Source organism: Rhizobium sp. BT04, assembly GCF_030053135.1.
Taxonomy (GTDB): Bacteria; Pseudomonadota; Alphaproteobacteria; order Rhizobiales; family Rhizobiaceae; genus Rhizobium; species Rhizobium binxianense.
In genome coordinates, this window is sequence record NZ_CP125652.1 from 2,461,035 (window position 1) to 2,483,620 (window position 22,586).

The following is a 22,586-nucleotide window of genomic DNA, read 5'->3' on the forward strand; positions in this document are numbered from 1 at the left end:
ACGCATGAAGACGACAGCGCCGCGCGTCTTTCAGACATGCAAGGGACGCTGTCGCATTTTGAATTGCAGCATCATTTATCCTTCAATCGATTCCGATTGAAGGAATTATGCAGTGGGCTCTTGACCTGTCGAGGCGGCGGCAATGTGTGGGAGATTGCATCAGGATCTGCGACTTTTTTTGACATTTGCCGGCATGGCCATTCTCGCCGGCTGTGGGGAGAGCGGCAACAGCTATATTCCCCCACCGCTGCCTGCGGTTCGGGTCGCGCAGCCGGTCCAGCAAGCGGTGACGCTCTATTTCGAGCTCACCGGCAATACTGCGCCGCTCAATGCCGTCGATATCGAGGCGCGCGTCCAGGGCTATATCCAATCCATCGACTACCAAGACGGCATGATGGTGAAGAAGGGCACCAAGCTTTTCGGCATCGAGCGCGACACCTATCAGGCGCAACTGGATCAGGCGAAGGCGTCACTCGCCTCGCAGCAGGCCTCCCAGGTCGGCGCAAAACAGGAGTATGACCGCCAGCTCAATCTGTCGAAGCAACAGGTCACCACCCAGACCGCTGTCGACAGCGCCAAGGCGACCCTCGACGAGGCGAATGCCGCCATCCTCAACGCCCAGGCCAATGTCGAACTCGCGACCATCAATCTCGGCTATACCGAAGTGCTCGCCCCCTTCGACGGCATCGTCACCGATCACCTCGTCGATATCGGCACGCTGGTCGGCGTGTCCGGCCCCACCAAACTCGCCAGCATCGTCCAGACCGATCCGCTTTATGCCTATTTCAGCGTCAGCGAAACGCAGGTGCTGATGATCAAGGAAGCCATGGCAAAACAAGGACATACTTTCAGGCAGACGGACCTTCCGAGCATACCGGCGGAGATCGGGCTGCAGACGGAAGAAGGTTACCCGCACAAGGGGCATCTCGACTACGCATCACCTCAGCTCGACGCCTCCACGGGCACGCTTCAAGTCCGTGCCCTGTTCGACAACAAGGATCACGCCATGTTGCCGGGCCTCTTCGTCAGAGTTCGGGTGCCGGTCGGCCACAACGACAAGGCTCTGCTGGTGCGCGACGATACGATCGGAACGAACCAGCTCGGCAGCTACGTGCTGGTTCTCGGCAAGGACGACGTCGTCGAACAGAAGCAGATCAAGACGGGCCAGCGTGAAGGTCCGCTTCGGGTCATCCAGTCCGGCCTCGATCCGGCTGACTGGGTGGTGACCCAAGGTATCCAGCAGGCCATTCCCGGCAGCAAGGTCACGCCGGAGAAGATGGAAATGAACCCGACGGCCAACGCCGCCGGCGATGCTGAGGCCAAAACCACGACGCAATGAATTCGCCGCCATGCTTCATCTGAAAGTCTGAGGACAACAGCATGATCTCGCGTTTCTTCATCGAGCGACCGGTACTCGCCAACGTCCTGGCATTGGTCTTCGTGCTCGTCGGCGCGGTCGCCCTGTTCCAGCTGCCTGTGGCGCAATATCCGAATGTCGTTCCGCCGACGGTGCAGGTGACGACGCGTTTTCCCGGCGCCAGCGCCCAGACCCTCGTCGACACCGTGGCGCTGCCGATCGAGCAGCAGGTCAACGGCGTGCAGGACATGCTCTACATGCAGTCGACCAGCGCCAGCGACGGCACATATTCGCTGATCGTCACCTTTGCCATCGGAACGGATCCGGATCAGGCCCAGGTTCTGGTGCAGAATCGCGTCGCCATCGCAATGTCGTCGCTTCCCGAAGCGGTGCAGCTTCAGGGCGTCACGACGCAGAAGAAATCAACGGCGATCCTGGGCTTCGTCAGCTTGACCTCGCCCGACAGCCGCTATGACAGCCTGTTCCTGTCGAACTACGCCGTCATCAACCTGCAGAACGAACTCGCCCGCCTGCCGGGTGTCGGCAATGTCACCGTGTTCGGCGCCGGCCAGTATGCCATGCGGATCTGGATGGATCCGAACCTGCTGCAGGCACGCGGCCTGACGCCGCAGGACGTCGTCAATGTCGTGCAGCAGCAGAGCCAGGAGGTTGCCGCCGGCCAGATCGGCATTCCGCCGGTGCCGAAGGGGCAGGTCTTCCAATACACGCTGAACGTCAATGGCCGGCTGAACGAGGCCGCCGACTACGAGAACATCGTCGTCAAGGTCGAGAGCGGACAGGGCGGCCGCATCACCCGTGTCCGCGATATCGGCCGCGTCGAACTCGGCGCCCAGACCTACAGCCAGTCCTTCATGCAGAACGGCCGGCCGGCGGCCGGCATCGGTATTTTTCAATTGCCGGAGGCCAACGCCATCGCAGTGGCGCAGGCGGTCAGCGCAAAAATGGAAGAGCTCTCGAAGAGCTTCCCGGCGGGCCTTGAATATCACTTGCCGTTCGACACGACGAAATTCGTCGAGGCCTCCATCGACGAGGTTTACGTCACCTTGATCGAGGCCGGCATTCTCGTTCTCATTGTCATTCTCGTCTTCCTGCAGGATTGGCGGGCAATGCTGGTGCCGGCGACCACCGTTCCGGTCACCATCATCGGCGCCTTCGCGGCCATGGCCGCATTGGGCTTCACCGTCAATTTGTCGACGCTGTTTGCCATCGTTCTCGCCATCGGCATCGTCGTCGACGATGCCATCGTCATTGTCGAAGGTGTGGCCCGGCACATCGAGGCCGGCATGTCCGGCCGAAAGGCCGCCGAGAAGGCGATGGAGGAATTGCTCGGCCCTGTCATCGGCATTACGCTGGTACTGATGGCGGTTTTCATTCCGGCCGCTTTCCTGCCCGGCCTGACCGGCCAGCTCTACCGGCAGTTCGCCCTCGTGATTGCCGCGACCGCGCTGATCAGCGCGATCAATGCGGTCACCCTGAAACCGACGCAATGCGCGCTTTGGCTGCGCCCGCCGGCGCCGCCCGAGAAACGCAACATCCTCTATCGCGGCTTCAACAGTGTCTACGACAAAGGCGAACGCGGCTATGCCGGGTTGATCGGATCGATGACCCGTCATGCCGGCATGATGGCGATCGCGGCACTTGTGCTGATCGCGGTCGCCGTCTGGGGCCTCGCCCGCCTGCCGACCGCATTCCTGCCCATCGAGGATCAGGGTTATGTGCTGATCAGTACGCAATTGCCCGATGGCGCCTCGAAGGAGCGGACCGATGCGGTCATGGAAGAGGTCGGCAAGATCGCCGAGGCCACCCCTGGCGTCGATCAGGTACTCACCATCAGCGGCCTCTCCGTTCTCGACAACAATGCCAGCCTGCAGAATGCCGGCGTCGCCTATGTCGTTCTCAAGGATTGGGACGAACGCGGCAAGGAGAAAGGACAGGACCTGCTGTCGATCTATCAGCATTTGAACGACGCGCTGCAGCATGTGCTGACCGCCAAAACGCTGGTGGTCGTTCCGCCTCCGATCCAGGGCGTCGGCAATGCCAACGGCTTTACCATGCAGGTGGAGCTCCGCAACGGCGTATCCGACTATCCGCTGCTGCAATCGCTTGCCGATACAATCGTCAGGAACGGCAATGCCCAATCATCGCTGCAGAGGCTGAGCACGCCGTTTCGCTCGAACGTGCCGCAGCTTGCAGTATCCGTCGATCGCATCAAGGCGGAGAGGCTGGGAATTACCGTGGGGCAGGTCTTCTCCGCACTCTCCGGCTATGTCGGATCGAGCTATGTGACCCAGTTCAACAAATTCGGCCGCACCTTCCAGGTCTATGCACAAGCCGCTTCCGATTTCCGTGTCAGCCCTGACGACATCCGCAATCTGAAGGTCAAGGCGGGCGACGGGACGATGGTGCCGCTCGGCACCGTCGTCGATGTCACCGCGACGCGAGGCCCCTCGCTGATCAGCCTCTACAATCTCTATCCCACCGCCACCATCGTCGGTGGACCGGCCGCCGGTTTCAGCTCCGGCCAGTCGCTCGCGGTCATGGAGCAAATCGCCGATCAGACGCTGCCGACAGGGACGGGCTTCGAATGGACGGCGCTCTCCTATCAGGAGAAGGCCGTGGGCGGGCAGATCTACTTCATCTTCGCGCTCGCCATGCTGCTCGTTTATTTTGTGCTCGCCGGCCAATATGAAAGCTGGATCCTGCCGCTGGCGGTCATATCAGCCGTGCCGCTTGCTTTGCTCGGCACGGTGGCGGCACTCACGGCAGCCGGCGTCGCCAACAATCTCTACACGCAGATCGGCCTCATCCTGCTGATTGCGCTGGCAGCCAAGAATGCCATCCTCATCGTCGAATATGCGCGGGAAAAACGGGCGGAAGGCCTGGAAATCCTGGAGGCGGCGGTCGAGGCGGCCCGGCTGCGTTTCCGGCCGATTCTGATGACGTCCTTCGCCTTTATCCTCGGGGTCCTGCCGCTGGTGCTGGCGACGGGCGCCGGCGCATCGGCCCGTAAGTCGATCGGCATATCGGTCTTTAGCGGCATGATCGCCTCGACCTGCCTCGCCATCCTCTTCGTTCCCTCCTTCTACGTGCTGCTGCAGCGCCTCGAGGAATACTGGAAGCGGCGCGGCGCGACCGCAAACACGGCCGCGAGCGTGGCGGAGCCGGAGATATCGAACGTCCGGTAAGGCGATCGCAGCATTATTGGACGATCACCTGCACATAGACGTTGCCGCTCTTGGCGTAATAATACCCGCCGCATCGGTAATAATAGCCGCCGTAATAAGGACCATAGCGGCAGCCCGCCGGAAGCACGGCAATGGTCGTCGTCGTGCGTGTGACGACCCGCCGCGTCGTCCGGCGGGCCACGCCCGCATAAGAGAGCGGCGTCAGCGGCCTGCCGATGACAGCGCCCGCCGGCGTGGCCAAGCCGATCGGCACCGGCATGGACCCCTGCCCCTCGATGTGAAAGCCGGTGAATGTCAGAACACCGGCCAGGCCGAGGGCGAAAAACAGCTTCCTATAGGTCATTTTACCTCTCCTACATCGGCAGCCTCAGGCAACTCATCAAGCGATTGCAGCTCACTGAGATCGACTGTCTTGGCGCTGGCTGGAACCTCGATGGTGTAGGAAACGGCCGCGACATCCGCTCCACTTTTGAAATCGCTGATTTCGAGCGTGTATTGCGGCGCCTGGACGACATGTTTGCTGGTGATGACATAACGGCGGGGTATCGGTTGCGGGCCGCTCTGTATCCATATCTGCCAGTCGATCTCGGCTGTCCGGAAGGCCAGATATTCGCATTCGACCCCGTCCACGAAAGCGCTGGAAATATGCTTGCCCTCGGTCACATCGGACATCAGCGTGTCGTAGACGTTGGTGGACAGCAGATCGGCGCCGGGAGCCTCGACGCCGGCGGTCATCAGCCTGTCGATCAACTCATCGAGCGAACCTTTGCCATCGATCTTGGCATAGGCGTCGAGATTCTTGCCATGCACCGTCAGCGACGAACCGTCGAAACTGACGTCGAGGTCGGCAAAGCCGCCGGTCCTGGTGACGCGCAACTTGTCGGGACGCGTCAGGTTGGCCGTGCCCGAGCTTACGAACTGGAGTTTCTCGAAGGCAGGCGTTACCGCTTCGAGCGACGATTGGTAGGTGAAGGATATCGTCTTCTGCGCCGTCAGAAAATCGGACATCGTCTTGAGCAGGGCTTTCGCATCATCCGCCCATGCGTTGCCCGCCGGCGCGAGGCTGGCGGCAAGCGAAGTATAGAGGAGGATCCGCTTCAATCGCGGCAAAGAGAAAGTCGATGACATGGCAATGCCTTTCGTTGGTGTCGTCATTGATTTCATCGAATTGCAGATGGCGGCTGCCGGACCTGCCGCAGCCGGACATGAAATGTGAGAGATGCAATGCATGCATGCGGAAAAACGGCCGTCAGCCGGCCTTTGCAGGATCGCGCACCGAATTTCTCGCTGGCGCGCGATGAACTCTTTCAGAGTGCAAATTTCAAACGCGCACTACAATCCCGAGGTCAACACGCGATGGCAGGCCGGTGACACGCGTTGCAGATTGTCGCGCAGGCAGGCAATGCCCCGCCCTCCGCCTAAAGGCACCTGCGGCACAGGGCCTGGAAGTCCGCTCCGCAGGTTTCCCGCAGGATCATCACTTCCTCACGTGGGGAGAAGGCCGGCATCATTGCCCGAGGGGCCGGCGTAATCGCACCGGTGGCAGCCGCATCGCCAGTCGTCGGCGCCGACGATCCCCCCAATGCTGCAACCGCTTGCTGACATGGCGTCGATAGAGCAGCGTTATGCTGTTGCAGACAGCTGAGCGCCGCTGCACCTCCCGGCGTGACACCGGAACATTGCGCCATGAAATCGCGCTGGCAGGCCGATTTGACCGCATTTCGCTGCGCCTGCGTCGGTTGAGCCGCCGGCGTGCCGGTCGCAGGCGCCGGGGCGGTCACTGCTGTATTTGCAGGTGCAGTCGGCGTTGGCTCCGCGGATGTCGATTTAGGTTTGACGTTCACCGCCGAAACTGCTTTCCGGCAGCCCGCCGAAAGCGTCGCGCTATGCTGCTGCAGACAGGTGAGTGCCTCGATGCCTCCCGGTGTCACCCCGGAGCATTTTGCGATGAAATCGGAGCGGCACTCTGCCCTGATGGCATCGCGCTGCTCTTCGGTCGGCGCTTGCGCTGAAGCAATCCCGGCGAAGAACACCACCGCGCAGAACGCGGACAACCCGGAGATTACCGATAGAAGACGACGCCTCCGATACGGAGAGGTCGGTAGAGAAGATCGAAATTTTCGCATGATTCCCCCCTATAAATCTCTGATCTACTTCATGAAATCGGAATGCCCTCTGAATAGGATAATAGGCGCCGCCGAATGGGCGGACGTTGCTTGCTTTCATGGAAATATAAGAAGCGCCTGATCTACGTATATTAGAATATTATCTCTTTAGCAACTATCTAGTCGCCGCGCGAAGATCGATCGCAACTCGGAGGACTATCGTTTCTGACGTCTAGCAACGCAAAAGCCCGCACGCGGCGGGCATTTGTGTAGCTTATCTTTGAAGGCATTTGGTTGCGGGGGCAGGATTTGTGGTTTTCTGTCCCGCCGCGTCGGCTTCGCCTTCTTGCGGGCCTCTGACGAGGCGTTAACTCCTCGACCCATTACCAAACAAAAAGCCCGCTTTGCAGCGGGCCTTTTTGTTTGGTTGCGGGGGCCTGATCGCACAGAGGCTTGTAAAATTGGTCGAGATTCGAGGGTGTCTCTGAGGCGTAACGCTTATTTATCGAACTCATGTCATTCGTGGCGGATTGCGGCTTCCCTGTCAGCACAGGGTGTCCGCGACTTGAATCGAAATCTCCCGGATGTGCTGACGGAAAACCTGTAGGAAGTCCCTGAAGTTATCGAACCCGAGCAGTTGGCAGCCGACTCGCAAACGGTCGCGTCTTCTGCCACTTCGACAACGGCATTCCGGACGGCATCCGCACCGATGTGGACGGAACTCTGGTCGAGCGCAGCCGATGGCGTCTTTTCCTTCGACACGACGGGGAAACTGATCGGCAAGATCCGTGTCCCCCTGACGGTTGCAAACCTCACCCTTCGGCGGGCCCAAACGCAACCACCTCTTCATCGCCGCCACCCGCTCACTCTATTCGGTCTACGTCGCAGCAACCGGCGCCCAGACGCGTAGGCTGGCGAACTGGCGCCTATATCGGGCCACCCGGCGGACACGGCACGTTCCTACTTCCTGTATGACGGGATTCTCATCGAGGCGTGCCCCCGGCGGCCGTCGCCCTATCTGGCTATTGGCAGGGCACTGAAACAATGCGAGCGCCGGCCCAAGCGCGACAGTTTAATAAGACTCCACTAACTTACGCTTAAGTTTTAGTTAAAATGCGATTCACTATGTTTGCAGATGATGGGCGACGTTTTCGGCAACTGACGCGTTAAGACGCCATGCAACAGATTTACCGCCAATGGCAGCTCTCTTCCCAGAACGCGATGAGCTACCGCGCCAAATTCATCCTGGCGACGGAGATCCTGAAATCCGATATGTCTTCTCGTGAAATCCGCCGAGCTGCCCGCCGTGTCGTTCGTGCGCTCGAAGCCGTCATCGATCTTCCTATTGCCGGCGCTGATGTACTGCGGACGGCGCGGGAGCATTTTGGAGCATTGACGGAACTCCTCGCAGCCACCGAACCCCAGCCAGCCGATGATGATGCGCATTGTCCCGAGCGGCGAGGGCCGCGACAGCAAGCTGATGCAACCCTTGGCCATGGGAGCCGGGAAGGCTTCGGCTCCTGACATGGCGCCGAGCGGGTTTGAGCTGACCCAGCAAGATCGCCACGTCGGTCAGCAAAGCGTGAACAGGCTAACCCTACGTCCGAACTGACCTCTCCAAAACCCTTGCCAGCCGTTGCGCGAATTTTCGGGGATCTTGTGGCCGCTCCCCGTCGAGAATGCGCGCTTGGTCGAGCAACAGGAACGTTGCGTCCTCTTGATAGGGCGCATCGTCCTCGACGGCCGCGATGGCTTTAATCACGGGATGTGCCAGGTTGATTTCGAGGATCGGTTTGGTGGCTCCCTGGAGACGGCCTGCGTTTTGCAGGATCTTTTCCATCTGCCTGTCATAGCCGTCCTCCGGCGCAACCAGGCAGACCGCGCTCTCCGTCAAGCGGTCGGATGCCCGAACATCGGCGACTTGACCGGCCAGTTTTTCTCTAGCGAAGCCAATAAATGTCGCCAAACCGGCGCTGTCCTGTTCGGGCGGCGTTTGATTGTCGAGCCTTGGAAATTGCGACAGATCCGCAGTTCCCTGCGTGATCGATTTGAACGCCTTTCCTTCGAATTCCGGCGCGTTCACCACCCAGAAGCTGTCGACCGAGTCTGTTAGCAGCAGCACTTCGATGCCTCGCGCCCGGAAACCTTCGAGCTGCGGCGACGCCTTCAGCTGGTCAAGGCTGCCACCCGCAAGATAGTAGATGGCATTCTGGCCTTCTTTGGCGTCTTTGACGTATTCGGCAAGTGAACGGTGCCCTTCCGGCGAAGCCGACGTGTGAAATCGTGCAAGCGCCATCAATTGCGCGCGCCGCTCGTAATCCTCGTAAATGCCCTCCTTCAAGACGGGTCCGAAATTCTCCCAGAACTTGAGATAGGTCTCCGGCTCGCTGTCAGCCAGTTTCTCGACCGCTGTGATAACCCTGTTGGTGACACCCTTGCGGATTGCCGCCAGGATGGGGCTCTCCTGGATCATCTCGCGGGAAACGTTGAGCGGCAGATCAGCCGTGTCGATCAGCCCTCGCACGAAGCGCAGATATCGGGGCATCAGTTCCGCATCGTCGGTGATGAAGACCCGCTTGACGTAAAGCTTCATCCTTCCTTTGCGTTCCGGATCAAACATGTCGAACGGCTGCGTTCCCGGTACAAACGCCAGGGCTGTGTATTCGTGCCGCCCCTCGGCACGAAAGTGCACGGTCAGGGCCGGTTCGTCGTATTGCCCAGAGAGGCCGCGGTAGAAGTCGGTGTAGTCTTCCTTGCTGACTTCGCTCTTCGATTTGGTCCACAGCGCAGTCCCGTCCGTTATCTGGACCGGCTCGCCACCGGGTTTGTCGATAATGCGGATCGCGACCGGGACGTGACCGGATTGTTCTTTGACGATTCTTTCGACGGTCCACCTTGAGGTGTACGTCTTGGCATCTTCCATCAGATGCAGGACGATGCGCGTACCGCGGGGTGGCGCTTCGACGAGGTTTGCCGCCTCGACACTATAGCTCCCCTTCCCGTCCGAGGACCATTTCCAGGCCTCCTCTGAGCCGGCGCGACGGGAAATCACATCGACATGCTCGGCGACCATAAAGCAGGAATAGAAGCCGACGCCGAACTGTCCGATCAATTGTGCGCCTTCAGCGGCCTTGTTTTCTGCGATCCGCTCCATGAACGCCCGCGTCCCCGACCTCGCGATCGTACCGAGCGCCTCAATCATCTCGTCACGCCGCATCCCGATGCCGTTGTCCTCCACGACAAGCTGCCGGCGCTCTTCATCAAGCCGCAGCGTGATGCGGCTCTCGGGATCGGCCGCCAGCAGCGACGGCGTCTCGATCGACTCATAGCGCAGCTTCTCGCAGGCATCGGCGCCATTCGAGATCAATTCGCGGAGGAAAACGCCCTTGTCCGAGTAAACGGAGTGGACCATCATCTGCAAAAGGCGGGCAACATCGGCCTCAAAGACGTGGCTTTCAGCGGTCTGTTCGACAGTTGTCGTCATGTGCTCGGATTCTCCAAAGAAATGCAATTTGCGCCGATCAATTGGCGAAACCAGGCTCAAAATTCAAGATCCAAAAACAGGTAGTCGCGGGCCGAAATATACCGTCGCGCAGTGCCATTTTCATTGCAACGGCTGAATGGCCGGTATGAAGACACATTGCATCAGTCCCTCGTTCCCTTGTGTGTGGCCCGAAGGTATCTATTGTCGACGAATACCGGGCGGTTGGGGAGTATGTAATGTCGGCAGTGCCGTTCTCAAAGATTTCGACGCCGCTCAACGCGCTGTTCGCTACAATCGGTCTCTTGGTCGTTGCTACACTGACGACGCAGGGCCTTAGTCGTCAGGAGAGGCTTGTCTTTGAGCTGCTACTTGGGGCAATTTGGCTGGCCTATGTCCTCCAATTGAGCGGCACATTGCTTTCACGGCGACACCGCTTGTCGGGCGGGATGCCGGCCCTCGTGATCGATTTACTCGCGGTTCTGGTTCCGGCTGCTGCATTCTTGTTCGTCGGGTCCCGTGATCGAAACCTCTATTGCGCCATTTGGCTTCTCAAGCCGTTGCGCGACTCGACCTTTTTCAGGCTGCTGGCAAAGGTGGTCGCGAATGAATCGCGCAATCTGCTTGGCGTGACATCGGTGTTCGGCATCGTTCTTTTTGGCGCTGCGTTGGCCGGTTATATCATCGAGCGAGATGCCCAACCCGAGAAATTCGGCAGCATTCCGCAGGCGATGTGGTGGGCGGTCGTAACGTTGTCGACGACCGGCTACGGTGACGAGATCCCTCAGAGCCTTGCAGGTCGAGTTCTGGCCGGATTGGTGATGATGAGCGGGATCGGTATTTTTGCACTTTGGGCCGGCATCCTCGCCACCGGCTTCTACGAAGAGGTTCGCCGCCAAGACTTCGTTCGCAACTGGCAGTTGGTAGCTGCCGTACCCCTGTTCCAGAAGCTTGGTTCCGCTGCACTGATCGAGATCGTTCGGGCGCTGCGAACGCGCATTGTCCCCGCTGGTGCCGTGATCTGCCGCAAGGGCGATATTGGCGATCAGATGTTCTTCATTGTCGAGGGGCGGGTCACCGTGGCGACACCCGACCATCCAGTGGAACTCGGTGCCGGAAACTTCTTTGGCGAGATGGCGCTGATCAGTGGCGAACCGCGCTCAGCGACGGTCAGCGCAGCAACCGAGGTATCGCTGCTGTCGCTCTATGCCGTGGATTTCCAGATGTTGTCGAGCAGTAGTCCGGAGATCGCGGAGACCATCCGCAAGACGGCGCTGGAGCGGCGGGGTGGGCCGCCGAAGGAATAATCCAAGCCTGATGGCTGCGGCATTGCCGCAGCCGGTGGGGTTACGCACTGACCGACTCATAGCGCAGGATGACTGCGCGGGCCGCCGTCGGCGGGGAGCGTCGGCCGGCTCATGATGCTGCTCCCTACGAGATTAATCTTCAGCGCCATATGCTGGACTTCGTCGAGGCAAACAGGGGGGCGAAGGAATGATCAAGGCGTCCCGCGCGACCATCGTTGTAGGCAGCCCGAGAGGCTAAATCACAAGGCCAGCGGCAGCTACGGCAAGTCTGAGGCCGATTATGCCCGCGTGATTGCTGCCTTCATCCACGCTCATCCACCCCCTGGTAAAGGAAGCAGTGCTGTTTCGATGTCCTTTCGGAGGTTCCCAGCGGGTCCATTATCGCCGCCTCTTTTGAGCAAAGGCAGCGTAAATGGACAGCTCGGAAAAATTGGTAAATCGAAGTCGTCCGAAGCGTCGCAATGGCAGCTTCGGGCCCCAAGCTCATTAAAGGCCTCTCCACACTTTGGAGAACAAGTTCGCGCCGTCTCCAATTGACCGCGTTCTCTTCGGACCTCGCCAGATTGTGAACTATTCGTAACTTGAAACACAACAGGCAAAGCGCTTTATCCAAGCGATGAATCCGAAGCACTTCATCTCGGCGATGAGCATCGCGGCTTTGGCGGCATGCTCGCATATCGAGCCGCTTGAGACGCCCCTCGCCCAGTCAGCAATTCAGCACCAGCCGCCTTTGACCGATCAGGCGGTGCAGTCGGTCGCGGTGCTGTCGGTGCAACTGCTCTTGCATGGGCCAACCCATCGACGGGCAGCGCGGGCGTAATCGAACAGATCGATGCCAGTAACGATGGGCCGAACGGATGTCGCGGTTTTGTAACTAGTCGGCAATCGCTCGACGGCATGACGCGCTTCAACGGCGTAGCCTGCCCGTCTGGGGACAGTTGGAAACTCGGCGGGCAATAGGGGTAGCGCTCGACGTCCGGTCTCGCGTCTAGGGCATCTCGGTCCATCGCTCGGAAAGCAGCGAGCAATCCATCCGGTACCGTATTGCCTGGAAGGAGCTGCTCGGCAATCGACCAGGGGAATATGTCTACGACTGGAAGAAGGCGCGGTCGGATCACAGGGACTGCCTCGTCCGCGGACAAGGCAACGCCGCGCGGCCGCCTAACGGCGACCAATCTCGGCCTCGACCTTCTTCCGTGAGTTTCCAGCGCTCTTCACGGCCTTCTTGACGGCACCTTTCGAGACGGCTTCCTTCATTGCTTCGTACCCTGCTCCAACCGATCGGGGTCGATGCCAGCAACGCTTCGCAAAATCGTATCTACATTATACGCGGCCTCTTGTCGAAGCTCGAGGCAACATTCAGGCCCCAGAGAATGCCGGTCCTCCGCTCAAGTTCGGAAGGCTATGCGTCGTCCGAATGAGATCAGCCGCCCGCTCCCCAATGACAACGCAGGGTGCCATCGTATTTCCAGTTGTGATCCGCGGCATGATCGAGGAGTCTGCGATGCGCAGGCCATCGATACCGTAGACCTTGAGTTCGTTGTCGACCACGGACATGCTGTCGCGTCCCATTTTGGCTGTGCAGGATTGATGCCAATAGGTCACGGCCGAACGCCGGATAAAGTCGATCATCCCCGATCGGTCGTGTGCGCATGGTGCAGTCTCTCTGGATACCAGCGAGGTGAATGCTTCGCTGTTTCCCAGTTCGCGGCATAGCTCAACCGCCGCCAACGCGGCACCCATGTCTTCCGGCTCACTGAGCGAATTTGGCTCAATCAGGATCTGGTCGTATGCATTCGGGCCGGAGAGCCGCAACCGACCGCGGCTTTTCGGCTGGGCGAGACCATTAAACATTGTCCAGCCATGTTGCGGGGTTTCGAGACCCGTCTCGATCGGCGACGGCACAGCGAACTCCAACTGGCACTGAAGAATGTCCGGCTGCGCGAGACGCGAGACGCTTTTCCAGTAGAGTTTTGCTTCGCAGCCGCTACCACCGACGGCTTCTGGTTTTCGATATGCCCAGGTGCAGCCGAATGCGAGATGATCCTGATGATTGCGCCCAACGCCAGGTAAGTGTTGAACCACGGGAATGCCGTGGGCTTGCAGCTCATCTTCCGGACCTATGCCCGACTGCATCAACACTTTCGGAGTGTTGATCGCGCCTAGCGACAGTACGGTCTCGCAACGCGCCGTGAATTGACATCGCTGATCATCGACGAGAACCTCCACCCCCGTCACGCGCTTGCCATCGAAGATGAGGCGCGTGACCAGTGCGTCGGTCAGCACAGTCAGGTTTGGGCGCGACATGAGCGGGCGGACATAGGATCCAAAGACAGACTCCCGCTTGCCATCCCGGATCCGCAGTTCAGCGATGGATGCGCCGCCCGGGCCCTCCATCATTTCACCGTTCGGGCTATCGTAGACCGGAATGCCGATAGTGGATGCCGCACGCAACAAGGCCTCTGCGATCGGTTGGGGGGCCTGCGGCTGCGCTACGTAGGCCGGTCCTCCCACGCCGCGACGCGTTGGGTCCGGAGCGCCCTGCCAATCTTCGATCCGGCGATAGTAGCTGAGGATAGACTGATAGCCCCACGCGTCATCGCCGGCTTCAGCGGCAAAGTGGTCCCAATCTCCCTTGTGTCCTCTGGCCCACACCATGACATTGATGCTCGAACCGCCACCGAGCCCTTTTCCCATGCTGAGAGGAAGACGTCGACCGTCCAGGCCAGGTGCCGGTTGTCCGACAAAACCCCAGTCCCGGATCGAGCCGAGATTGAGCGGCCACTGCGCAGGGTTTGTAACGGTCTCGGCCGCATCGTCCCCGCCTGCCTCGAGCAGCAGGACACTTGCGTTTCCATCCTCTGCCAGTCGTGCGGCAACAACGGAGCCGCTGGACCCGGCGCCGCAGACGATGAAGTCGAAAACAACACCGACCTCGCTCTGAGGAATGGGCGGATTTTCGGGTGCATTCTTGTCATGACTATTCAGCTTCACGTGGTTACCTCCGTGAATGGATTGAGGAAAATTGCAAAAGTGTTGGGGAATGCGGGCAATGGATCCTAGTCCGAGATCGTGCGGCCTTTTATGTGCTCGCTTTGGGCCGACCTCGCTCGGTTCGACAGCCCTTGCTCGTCGTCATCGGGACAGTGCGGGCTGTCCCGATGAAACTGCGTCTGTCATTACTTCTTCGCTGAGACAGTCTTGGCGGCCTGATCAATGGTATCCGCGACCACCGTCGGCTGCGTCATGAACAGAGCGTGGCTCGCTGACACCTTGGTGATTTTCGCCTTGATGCGTTCCGCCATGTGGATCAGCATGGCCTGATCGAATGCCTTATCCTCGGTAGCAATCACAGCCCAGCTGGGCTTGGTGTGCCAGGCAGCATGTTCGAGCTTCGTGCCGAACGCTGACATGTTGATCGGGACTTGCGCATCCCTCATGAACGCAACATCCGCATCGCTGACGTCATGAGCGAAACCAGCCTTGAACTTTTCCGGACTGACATATCCAAAGCCATCCTTCGTGGTCTCGATGACGAATTCCGATGCGGGAGCAAATCCTTCGTATTGTTGAGCCGTCGTCTCGCCTGCATCAGGAGAGAGAGCCGAGACGTAAACGAGGCCTGCAACCTTTGCATCAATGCCAGCTTCCGTGATGACCGTGCCGCCCCAGGAATGTCCAACGAGAATGACCGGACCATCCTGCCGTTCCAGCGCACGTTTGGTGGCCGCGACATCGTCTTCGAGAGACGTCAGGGGGTTCTGGACAATGGTAACGCGATAGCCCCGCTTCGTGAGGTTGTCATAAACACCCTTCCAGCCAGAACCGTCTGCAAAGGCGCCGTGGACGAGCACAACATTTCTCACGGATTGGCCTTGAGAGATGGTGTCCGCGGCGTTCGCCGGCAATGCGGCAGCGGACAGTGAGGCCGCAGCAGCGATTGCGGCTACGGTGGTCGTGGTCTTGCGTGTCATGGGCTGTCTCCTCGTTAACCGCGATAATTGTTATCGCGATATACATAAGCTGTCAGATTTTAGATTCCGCGTCAACATAATTCTTATCGCGATATTTAATTTTGCTATTGCATAGGTTATATGGAGATCCACAGGAGCTCAGAATGACCGAACGCCATAACGACCCACCCCCCCTGCACGACCAACTGTGCTACGCGATTTATACTGCCGGAATTGCAATCCAGCGCGCCTACAAACCTCTTCTCGACGAGTTGAGCCTGACGTACCCGCAGTACCTCGTGCTCAACGTTTTGTGGAGCGAAGATGGGCAGACGGTGGGTGCCATTGCCAACGCCCTTGCCCTGGAATCCAGCACGCTGACGCCGCTTCTAAAGCGCCTTGAGACATCCGGCCTGCTGCGTAGGACGAGAAACCTGAGCAACGAGCGGCAGGTGCTGATTGCGTTGACCGACGAAGGCCGGGCGTTGCAGCATAAGGCTGGTTGTCTCAGCGACACCTTGCTTGCAGCTTCGACCCAGACGCCACAGGAATTGGGCGCTCTGAACCGCGACGTCCGTCATCTCCGCAACGCGATCTATTCCCAGATCGGCGGATGGGACGCACCGACCTGATTTGCCGTGCATGTCGGCACCTAGGCTGTTGGCACTGTCCCTCCATCGATCGTATATTCGGTACCAGTGATCGATGCAGCCCGGTCGGAGGCAAGGAACGCAATCAGGTTTGCGACCTCTTCCGGTTTTGCCGGACGACCGAGCGGAATGCCACCAAGCCCGTCCATGATGATCTTTTTGCCCCCCTCAAGGTCTGTTCCGGCCTGCTTCGCCAAGCGCTCTGCAAGGTGAACCGAAGCTTCCGTTTCGATCCAGCCTGGCGACACCCGAACGACCCGGACACCTTTGGGCGACACTTCCTTCGACATCGCCTTGCTGTAGGTGGAAAGTGCCGCCTTGGCCGCAGCATAGGCGGTCGTCGATTCCGGAAGCGGCAGGACTCTCTGGATGGATGTCACATGCACCACCACACCGTTTCCCCGGGCGACCATGTCCGGAACCAGTTGCCGATCCAGGCGAACGGCCGAAAAGAGGTTGAGCGACAGTTCCTTTTGCCATTCGTCGTGCGTAAGAGCGCAATATCCACCGCCAGCTGCTGAAGAGCCACCCAGCATATGGACGATGACGTCGACGCCGCCGAGACGTTGGCCCGCGACGTCTGCCACGATTGCGCAGCCTTCCTCGGTGGTCAGATCCGCTTCGACGAACAATTCTTCCGGCAGGTTTTCCGGACGGGCCCGCGCTGTCGTCAGCACCTGCGCGCCTAGTTCCCGAAACAGTCTGACGGTCGCGGCACCTGTACCTTTGGTTCCGGCCGTAATGAGGGCCCGTTTGCCTCTCAGGTTGAGAAAGTCGGCCATTATAAGATCTCCAGCCTGACGATCTTGTCGCCCTTGATAGTGAAGGCGTGGGTGAGAGTCACAGGACTACCAGGAAACTGGCCGCTCACCTTGGCGCGAACAACGGCCTTGTTGCCATCGACGGTGGATTCCACAGGTTCGGCAACGTAGTGCGTCGCCTCCTTCGCCGCCACCCACCATTCGCGGATTGAGACGGCGCCCTGATGGCGAGCTCCCTCGTCTTCGACGACCGCTTCAATCGCAAAGGTGTTCAACAGCGTATCCACGTCGCTGCGGCTGTCTGCGTCAAAGTAAATGTTCACAATATCGGGCATATCCATCCTGTTTCTCCTCATGATCTGACCCGATAGTTAGCGCTCGACCATTGCATGAATAAGTGGGATAAACCGGCATGCGATATTGAACAGATCGGGACAATGGAACAGGCCAGCCTGAAGGAACTCGAAGCGGCCGCCGCGATTGCCCGGCGCGGGACATTCCGCGCAGCCGCCATAGATCTCGGCATGTCCACGACCGCGCTGAGCCACACGATAGGCAGGCTTGAGGCGGGACTGGGTGTGCGATTGTTCAACCGCACCACGCGCAGCGTGTCGCTGACAGATGCCGGCAGGATCTTTGTGCAGCAGGTCGCGCCATCGCTCCAGGATCTCCATGCCGCTCTGGATCTGGTGCGCTCGCAACGCGAGACACCTTCAGGAACGATAAGGATCAACGCCGCCCCGTTTGCGGCGCGCGCCATCATCTCACCGCTCGTGCTTGAGTTCCTGCGCCGCTATCCCGACATGAATGTCGATATCGTCACCGAAGGAAAAATGGTCGATATCGTCAAGGACGGTTTCGATCTGGGCGTCAGGGTTGCAAGCCTCGTTCCCAGCGACATGATCGCCGTTTCGCTCGGCCGCCCTCAACGACACGCCGTGGTTGGTTCTCCCGAGTATTTCGAGCAGCATGGCAAGCCCGTGGTTCCTCCTGACCTCCTCAATCACAGATGCATTCGTGTTCGGTTGCCGGACGGCTCCTTGTTTAGATGGCGTTTTGAGAAGGACGGCGAGCAAGTGCAGATTGACGTGCGGGGACCGCTTGCGCTCGATGAAGCCAGCCTGACAAGGACTGCGGTGCTTGAAGGTGCCGGCGTCGGCTATATTTTTGAACAAGACATTCTTTCGGAGATCGAGGCGGGGCGCGTCATCCGTATTCTGGAAGATTGGACGCCCCCATATCCGGGGCTTTGCCTGTATTACCCCGGGCGCCGAAACCTCTCGGCCGGAGTCAGAGCGTTCTTGGAATTAGCTCGTGAACTCTCGCGACCGACAGCCGGGTGAACCGCTCACGAAGCGCCCATTAAAACCAACTACCTCGCCTTGAAGGGATTCGAACCGTCGGTCCATAGATTGGTTTGCTCAAGCCTCTGATTTGTCTGTTCGAGTCACGGGATCTTGTCGAGCGAATGGACGCGATCTTTGCCGTAGAAACCGATGCGGATTTGAGCTATCCCCTAACGCTCGAAAAGGGATCCGTGCGGTGGCTTAAGGTCGTCGACGGGAAAAATACTCTCCTCCGAGTCGAGCCGGATGCCGGGATTGCCCGGCGCGTGACAGCCTGGCTGATCAAGTGGCTGCCGCTCGAATCTCAGCTATAACCGTGACGACTGGCGTCGCCATGAGAGGCCAAGCTGACCTGTGAGAAGCTGCTCGGCATGAGACGCCCCGATCGTAGGGGAACGTGGTCTTGGACGTAAGCGAAGCATTCATCTGGATCGAGGCCGGCGAGACCGATCAGGTCATCAACAATCCGGCAGAGAGAGGCCTCGCGCGAAACTTCGGGTCGAGGCCAGTTATCGGCCGCTAACCCGTTTTGGTTGTACTCAGCTGGTCCACATGAAACGGCGCGCCATGAAGGATTCATCAAGCCCCGCAGGCACACAAAGATTGGCCTTTTGTCAAAAATTACAACGTGTTATTTGTTTCTCAGAGTGTCAATCTGGTTGCAAAATGGCTGAAGTGATGCCAAAATGATGTCATTCTGATAGATCAGCGGGTAGGCGGAAAACAACCTAAGGTAAATTAAGAACTGCTTCTTTGACCTCTCCTAACGTCTCCTGTTCACCGCTCTGCGGCGTTAATGGCGGTGAAGGCAGTGACGATCAGGGCGATTCTATTGTTGGAAACATCGCGTTCCAAACGCTGGTCGCTTCGAACCTCCAACTGAATTCAGGAATAAAGCGGCAATCCGGCATGCTGATCACGGTTTCGACAAGCAGTTGTGCGTCGCGTAGCTTCAAATTGACATTGTTGGCACGCAGGACTGCCAGCACAGCACCCACGCGATCAGCGTCCTGAATCGCAGATCGCACAACGCGGCGATAGGTCCGATCCTTGAAGAAGATCCCCACTGCGGCGTTCTGCAATTGATCGTGTTCAGCGCTCGTAATCTGCGCGCGTTGCAAACATTGCGAAATCGTCGCGCGAACGTTGACAAGAGGTTCACTGAGGGGAAGGAATCCCATTTCAGCCGGAGCATGTGATTGAGCGACATCCGCATCGTTTTCCAATACGCCGCTTGCAAAGCCCTCATAGATTTCTCCGAGGCCGACCATGCCGAACGCGGAACACTCCGCTGCTCGCAGCGCCCCCATGCTCGCAGCTCCGAAGATATGGACGCCCTGAGAAAGTCCAAACAGAATCTCCTTATGCCAGATGGCAGGAACATACTCGTAAATGCCGTCAATGAGCCCGATAATGTTGGCGCCGTCTTGAATGGCTCTGAAGAAATCACCCTGCCTTGCGGGGGGACGAAGCTCATAGTCAGTATTTGACGGCAAAATGGCACCATGGAGTGTCGGTCCCGCAAAGATCACTTTCATCTGGTTCTCAATATCCGTTTCAGCGCGCGGGGGCCAAACCGTCGTTTCCGCCTTCCGTCCAGGTTTTCCAATTGTGGAACGAGCATTTTCACAACGCTGAAGTCCTCCTCCCCTGAGTTCATGTCCACGGCGATCGCCGACGTAACCCCAACCGCCATGAGTCGCGCGATAACGTCGCGCAGCATGTCATGGATCGTGCCTCCGGTCGTAGTGTCGGGGGCATGCGCTTCGTGGGTCGGTTCGATGAAGAGCACCTCCCGCAGATGAGCGGGAAGCGGACGCGCAAAGGTTTCAGGATGGATGTCATCTCTGGCACCGCTGATGAAGGTCAACCTCGATTGCGCTGCCTCGGTGACCGCCCTGATCGCCGCGCGGCCGGGATTGGGATGCGCGCCCGCGCCGTAAGTCACTTCGATATAGCGCAATTCATCCCCAGACGGCGCGTCGGGCGCAATGAAGGCTTCAAAACACGGCACACCGATGTCGCTGGTCCGATTGAACATTTGAAGCCTGAAGCCGACATCGCGAATCCGTTGCGCAAGGCCGCTCAGAACCGGGTCACGAAACGAGCTGATATCGATGCAGTTTGTGCTTTTCTCCGCGACGGACGCGAACTGCCAGAGAACTTCGGCGTCACGCTCGATCCGTTCCAGCAATCCGTGGAAAGTCGCTTCAACGCGAATATTCCCTGACGCAAGGCCATCAGATGACTGCCAGAATCTGTTCGACTTTGTGTCGTCGAGCAGGACTGCCTCGTAAGGCACCCAAACATGTCTATCCGCAATGATATCGTAGCCTTGGACCCAACGGAGCGCTTCCTCGGGGCGCACATCGTCTTGACCCGCCAAAATCAGACAATCCAGGGGCTCAGCAAAGGAGCCCTCCGATTCCAGCTGCCGGATGCTTGCGAGGCGGACTTCGATTTGCGGATTTCCGCCGACTGCGCGCTCCAGCGCTTCCATTGCCGCCGAGACCTTGGCGTCGATATCTTCGATCCCCTTGCCCTGATTTATGACGATCGATCGGGAGTTGGGCGCGATGGCATTCCAGACCGGGATGCCTATCCTGTCGAGATCCGTCAGACGAGCGAGACGGGTGATGCCGTATTTCGAAAGCGAGGGCGTTATTCGTGCCAGGGTCTCATGCGGTGAGCAACTGCGGTCGGAATAATACGTCAACCGTGCAACAGAAGTCATACCGCCACCAAAACCGAATGCGGCGGAATCAAAGCGCAGGCCATCCTGTTCGAAGCCTATGCAGAGCAGATTCCGCCGGTGATGTTACTTAGTTCACCTTGGTAGCAGGAGCGTCAACCGCCGGAGTTCGGTAGACATGACCGGAAAAGGCGGCTTCCTTGGGCTCGAAACCAACGGCGAGATCGACCGCCGGAGTCCTCCAGACGTGGCCGGAGAAGGCCTCGTCCTTGGTCTCGAAGTACTCCGCAAAATCGAGCGCTTCATTATCCGTGGGTGCCGGGCCGGCGGCTGAAATCAAGTAGTCTTCGCGTTTTCCGGCCATCGCGGTGACGGCTCCGGCGTCGAAGTCAACAAGCCAAAGGCCTTCTTCGCCCTTCACGCCCATAATCATCATCCTAGACATGGAATTCTCCTCTAAAGATAATTGGGATAAGTCGATTGCGAAAATTCATTTCTGCTAGTTAGCCTAGAAAACATAGCACAACGTTTACCACGTACAAGCCGGTTGAATTTCTTAACACATTGGGACAAAGTGCCGGCACAGGGATACAGTTTACCACTTCTGCTAGTGCAATGCGCACACTGCATCGTGCGAAGGGCTTTCGGCGCAAGACAATGGGAAAATCTGATCAATTCTTGGACATTTTTGCACAACCCAAGCTGTCCGGATCATCGTGTACCAACGTTGTTATTTGATGTCGTAACGCAGCCGCCGCATTGGTGTTCAAAATGGATGTTGACTCGTTCCTGCGCATTCGAGCGCTGACTGAATAGCCTGGCGGAGCGCTAGCTTTTGAATCGGAGCGCCTCGACGAGCAGCGCGAACGCAGCCGTATGCTGACGTCGGCTTGGGTAATAGAGATGATAGCCGGAGAACGGCTGACACCAGTCGTCGAGAACGCGGATCAGCCGGCCATCATTTATGTACTGTGCGACCTGGCTTTCGAATGTATAGGCGAGCGCCAAGCCGTCCAAGGCAGCCGCCTCCAGCATTTCGCCGTCGTTGATGATCAAAGGGCCGTTCATCCTGACCTGGAGTTCTTCCCCGTCGCGTTCGAACTCCCAGGCATAAAGCCCTCCACCGGTGGTCTGCCGATAGCTTACGCCCCGATGCTCACCGAGATCGCGAGGGGTTTGCGGGATTTTGCGCTTCGCGAAATAGGACGGCGATCCGACGACGGCCATGCGGAGATCCGGGCTGATCCTGACGGCCACCATGTCTTTCTGGACCTGTTCGCCAACGCGGATACCCGCGTCGAACCGGCTGGCCACGATATCGGTCAAACCCTCATCGACACTGACTTCCACGTCGATATCGGGATACTCCGCCAAGAACTTCGTGATGACAGGCCAAAGCACGGTTCGGGCGGCATGCCGGAATGTTGTGATGCGAATAGTGCCGGCGGGTTTGTCGCGAAGTGCGGTGACGGCCGCGATCTCGCTCTCGATGTGTTCAAAGGCGGGGCGAAGGCTTCGCAGCATACGGTCGCCGGCATCGGTCAGTGACAGGCTTCGTGTGGTGCGGGAGATCAGCCGTACCCCGAGCTTCTGCTCGAGCATCCTTACCGAATAACTGACAGCGGACTGTGAAAGCCCGAGTTTGGCGGAGGCGCGGGTGAAACTTCCGGCCTCTGCGACGGCGATGAAGGCTGCAAGTTCGCTGAAGTCACCGTGTCTCATTTATCA

At 58.8% G+C, this 22,586-nt stretch carries 19 protein-coding genes and 3 pseudogenes; 8 read left to right on the forward strand and 14 right to left on the reverse strand.

What is annotated here, in order from left to right:
• Positions 1 to 142: 142 nt before the first annotated feature.
• The gene (locus QMO82_RS20485; protein WP_183610580.1) at positions 143 to 1,339 is read left to right on the forward strand and encodes an efflux RND transporter periplasmic adaptor subunit; all 1,197 of its coding nucleotides are present in this window, start codon (positions 143 to 145) and stop codon (positions 1,337 to 1,339) included.
• Between the two features lie 41 nt (positions 1,340 to 1,380).
• Positions 1,381 to 4,563, forward strand: a complete 3,183-nt coding sequence (locus QMO82_RS20490; RefSeq protein ID WP_183610581.1) for an efflux RND transporter permease subunit — start codon at positions 1,381 to 1,383, stop codon at positions 4,561 to 4,563.
• A 13-nt stretch (positions 4,564 to 4,576) separates the two neighbouring features.
• Here QMO82_RS20490 and QMO82_RS20495 read toward each other — a convergent pair whose 3' ends face one another.
• The 3 genes and pseudogenes from QMO82_RS20495 to QMO82_RS20505 all read right to left on the reverse strand — a co-directional run bounded on the left by QMO82_RS20495 (position 4,577) and on the right by QMO82_RS20505 (position 6,689).
• Entirely contained in the window at positions 4,577 to 4,906 is a 330-nt protein-coding gene (locus QMO82_RS20495; RefSeq protein ID WP_183610582.1) for a hypothetical protein, read from the reverse strand.
• Positions 4,903 to 5,691, reverse strand: a complete 789-nt coding sequence (locus tag QMO82_RS20500) for a DUF2092 domain-containing protein (protein WP_183610598.1) — start codon at positions 5,689 to 5,691, stop codon at positions 4,903 to 4,905. Before QMO82_RS20500 ends, QMO82_RS20495 begins: the two co-directional genes overlap by 4 nt.
• Before the next feature lie 204 nt (positions 5,692 to 5,895).
• Positions 5,896 to 6,689 (reverse strand): annotated as a pseudogene (locus QMO82_RS20505) (hypothetical protein).
• A 618-nt stretch (positions 6,690 to 7,307) separates the two neighbouring features.
• Here QMO82_RS20505 and QMO82_RS20510 point away from each other — a divergent pair.
• Positions 7,308 to 7,570, forward strand: a pseudogene (locus QMO82_RS20510) (SMP-30/gluconolactonase/LRE family protein); the annotation flags it as partial.
• Between the two features lie 202 nt (positions 7,571 to 7,772).
• On the opposite strand, the gene QMO82_RS20515 reads toward QMO82_RS20510, so the two are convergent.
• Together QMO82_RS20515 and htpG are read right to left on the reverse strand one after the other, a co-directional pair.
• On the reverse strand, positions 7,773 to 8,114 hold the full coding sequence (locus QMO82_RS20515; RefSeq protein ID WP_183610969.1) for a hypothetical protein: 342 nt from the start codon (positions 8,112 to 8,114) through the stop codon (positions 7,773 to 7,775).
• A gap of 151 nt (positions 8,115 to 8,265) precedes the next feature.
• On the reverse strand, positions 8,266 to 10,152 hold the full coding sequence (htpG, locus tag QMO82_RS20520) for a molecular chaperone HtpG (RefSeq protein ID WP_183610584.1): 1,887 nt from the start codon (positions 10,150 to 10,152) through the stop codon (positions 8,266 to 8,268).
• A 236-nt stretch (positions 10,153 to 10,388) separates the two neighbouring features.
• Here htpG and QMO82_RS20525 point away from each other — a divergent pair, with 236 nt between their 5' ends.
• Positions 10,389 to 11,456, forward strand: a complete 1,068-nt coding sequence (locus tag QMO82_RS20525) for a cyclic nucleotide-gated ion channel (RefSeq protein WP_183610585.1) — start codon at positions 10,389 to 10,391, stop codon at positions 11,454 to 11,456.
• An 828-nt stretch (positions 11,457 to 12,284) separates the two neighbouring features.
• Positions 12,285 to 12,416 (forward strand): hypothetical protein, encoded by a 132-nt coding sequence (locus QMO82_RS20530; RefSeq protein ID WP_275035615.1) that lies wholly within the window; start codon positions 12,285 to 12,287, stop codon positions 12,414 to 12,416.
• A 201-nt stretch (positions 12,417 to 12,617) separates the two neighbouring features.
• Here QMO82_RS20530 and QMO82_RS20535 read toward each other — a convergent pair.
• The 3 genes and pseudogenes from QMO82_RS20535 to QMO82_RS20545 all read right to left on the reverse strand — a co-directional run.
• A pseudogene (locus tag QMO82_RS20535) lies at positions 12,618 to 12,722 on the reverse strand (DUF3606 domain-containing protein); the annotation flags it as partial.
• A 93-nt stretch (positions 12,723 to 12,815) separates the two neighbouring features.
• On the reverse strand, positions 12,816 to 14,450 hold the full coding sequence (locus tag QMO82_RS20540; protein ID WP_183610586.1) for a GMC family oxidoreductase: 1,635 nt from the start codon (positions 14,448 to 14,450) through the stop codon (positions 12,816 to 12,818).
• 185 nt (positions 14,451 to 14,635) lie between these two features.
• On the reverse strand, positions 14,636 to 15,430 hold the full coding sequence (locus QMO82_RS20545) for an alpha/beta fold hydrolase (RefSeq protein ID WP_183610587.1): 795 nt from the start codon (positions 15,428 to 15,430) through the stop codon (positions 14,636 to 14,638).
• Between the two features lie 143 nt (positions 15,431 to 15,573).
• Here QMO82_RS20545 and QMO82_RS20550 point away from each other — a divergent pair, with 143 nt between their 5' ends.
• Complete coding sequence (locus tag QMO82_RS20550; protein WP_183610588.1) at positions 15,574 to 16,041, forward strand: MarR family winged helix-turn-helix transcriptional regulator; 468 nt, start codon at positions 15,574 to 15,576, stop codon at positions 16,039 to 16,041.
• Between the two features lie 20 nt (positions 16,042 to 16,061).
• Here the strand turns inward: QMO82_RS20550 and QMO82_RS20555 are convergent, their stop codons facing one another.
• A complete protein-coding gene (locus QMO82_RS20555) occupies positions 16,062 to 16,841 on the reverse strand; it encodes an SDR family oxidoreductase (protein WP_183610589.1) in 780 nt (259 codons plus the stop codon).
• The gene (locus QMO82_RS20560) at positions 16,841 to 17,161 is read right to left on the reverse strand and encodes a nuclear transport factor 2 family protein (RefSeq protein WP_183610590.1); all 321 of its coding nucleotides are present in this window, start codon (positions 17,159 to 17,161) and stop codon (positions 16,841 to 16,843) included. The genes QMO82_RS20555 and QMO82_RS20560 overlap by 1 nt, the downstream gene beginning before the upstream one ends.
• 48 nt (positions 17,162 to 17,209) lie before the next feature.
• On the opposite strand from QMO82_RS20560, the gene QMO82_RS20565 reads away from it, so the two are divergent.
• Complete coding sequence (locus tag QMO82_RS20565) at positions 17,210 to 18,163, forward strand: LysR family transcriptional regulator (protein ID WP_183610591.1); 954 nt, start codon at positions 17,210 to 17,212, stop codon at positions 18,161 to 18,163.
• 125 nt (positions 18,164 to 18,288) lie between these two features.
• Positions 18,289 to 18,480, forward strand: coding sequence for a hypothetical protein (locus QMO82_RS20570; protein ID WP_246718429.1), 192 nt, complete (start codon positions 18,289 to 18,291; stop codon positions 18,478 to 18,480).
• A 504-nt stretch (positions 18,481 to 18,984) separates the two neighbouring features.
• Here the strand turns inward: QMO82_RS20570 and QMO82_RS20575 are convergent.
• The 4 genes from QMO82_RS20575 to QMO82_RS20590 form a co-directional block, all read right to left on the reverse strand.
• Positions 18,985 to 19,704 (reverse strand): TfuA-like protein, encoded by a 720-nt coding sequence (locus QMO82_RS20575; RefSeq protein WP_183610592.1) that lies wholly within the window; start codon positions 19,702 to 19,704, stop codon positions 18,985 to 18,987.
• Positions 19,701 to 20,900 carry a YcaO-like family protein gene (locus QMO82_RS20580; protein ID WP_183610593.1) on the reverse strand — a complete coding sequence of 400 codons (1,200 nt, stop codon included), beginning with the start codon at positions 20,898 to 20,900 and terminating at the stop codon, positions 19,701 to 19,703. Before QMO82_RS20580 ends, QMO82_RS20575 begins: the two co-directional genes overlap by 4 nt.
• A gap of 88 nt (positions 20,901 to 20,988) precedes the next feature.
• On the reverse strand, positions 20,989 to 21,303 hold the full coding sequence (locus tag QMO82_RS20585) for a hypothetical protein (protein WP_272784997.1): 315 nt from the start codon (positions 21,301 to 21,303) through the stop codon (positions 20,989 to 20,991).
• 383 nt (positions 21,304 to 21,686) lie between these two features.
• Complete coding sequence (locus QMO82_RS20590; RefSeq protein WP_183610595.1) at positions 21,687 to 22,580, reverse strand: LysR family transcriptional regulator; 894 nt, start codon at positions 22,578 to 22,580, stop codon at positions 21,687 to 21,689.
• Between the last annotated feature and the right edge of the window lie 6 nt (positions 22,581 to 22,586).

Excerpts from the sequence above, each read along its gene's own strand:
- QMO82_RS20585 (WP_272784997.1), bottom strand. The coding sequence starts at position 21,303 with ATGTCTAGGATGATGATTATGGGCGTGAAGGGCGAAGAAGGCCTTTGG.
- QMO82_RS20500 (WP_183610598.1), bottom strand. The coding sequence starts at position 5,691 with ATGTCATCGACTTTCTCTTTGCCGCGATTGAAGCGGATCCTCCTCTAT.
- QMO82_RS20575 (WP_183610592.1), bottom strand. The coding sequence starts at position 19,704 with ATGAAAGTGATCTTTGCGGGACCGACACTCCATGGTGCCATTTTGCCG.
- QMO82_RS20515 (WP_183610969.1), bottom strand. The coding sequence starts at position 8,114 with ATGCGCATCATCATCGGCTGGCTGGGGTTCGGTGGCTGCGAGGAGTTC.
- QMO82_RS20495 (WP_183610582.1), bottom strand. The coding sequence starts at position 4,906 with ATGACCTATAGGAAGCTGTTTTTCGCCCTCGGCCTGGCCGGTGTTCTG.
- QMO82_RS20550 (WP_183610588.1), top strand. The coding sequence starts at position 15,574 with ATGACCGAACGCCATAACGACCCACCCCCCCTGCACGACCAACTGTGC.
- QMO82_RS20570 (WP_246718429.1), top strand. The coding sequence starts at position 18,289 with ATGGACGCGATCTTTGCCGTAGAAACCGATGCGGATTTGAGCTATCCC.
- QMO82_RS20545 (WP_183610587.1), bottom strand. The coding sequence starts at position 15,430 with ATGACACGCAAGACCACGACCACCGTAGCCGCAATCGCTGCTGCGGCC.
- QMO82_RS20490 (WP_183610581.1), top strand. The coding sequence starts at position 1,381 with ATGATCTCGCGTTTCTTCATCGAGCGACCGGTACTCGCCAACGTCCTG.
- QMO82_RS20485 (WP_183610580.1), top strand. The coding sequence starts at position 143 with ATGTGTGGGAGATTGCATCAGGATCTGCGACTTTTTTTGACATTTGCC.
- QMO82_RS20555 (WP_183610589.1), bottom strand. The coding sequence starts at position 16,841 with ATGGCCGACTTTCTCAACCTGAGAGGCAAACGGGCCCTCATTACGGCC.
- QMO82_RS20525 (WP_183610585.1), top strand. The coding sequence starts at position 10,389 with ATGTCGGCAGTGCCGTTCTCAAAGATTTCGACGCCGCTCAACGCGCTG.
- QMO82_RS20590 (WP_183610595.1), bottom strand. The coding sequence starts at position 22,580 with ATGAGACACGGTGACTTCAGCGAACTTGCAGCCTTCATCGCCGTCGCA.
- htpG (WP_183610584.1), bottom strand. The coding sequence starts at position 10,152 with ATGACGACAACTGTCGAACAGACCGCTGAAAGCCACGTCTTTGAGGCC.
- QMO82_RS20580 (WP_183610593.1), bottom strand. The coding sequence starts at position 20,900 with ATGACTTCTGTTGCACGGTTGACGTATTATTCCGACCGCAGTTGCTCA.
- QMO82_RS20560 (WP_183610590.1), bottom strand. The coding sequence starts at position 17,161 with ATGGATATGCCCGATATTGTGAACATTTACTTTGACGCAGACAGCCGC.
- QMO82_RS20565 (WP_183610591.1), top strand. The coding sequence starts at position 17,210 with ATGAATAAGTGGGATAAACCGGCATGCGATATTGAACAGATCGGGACA.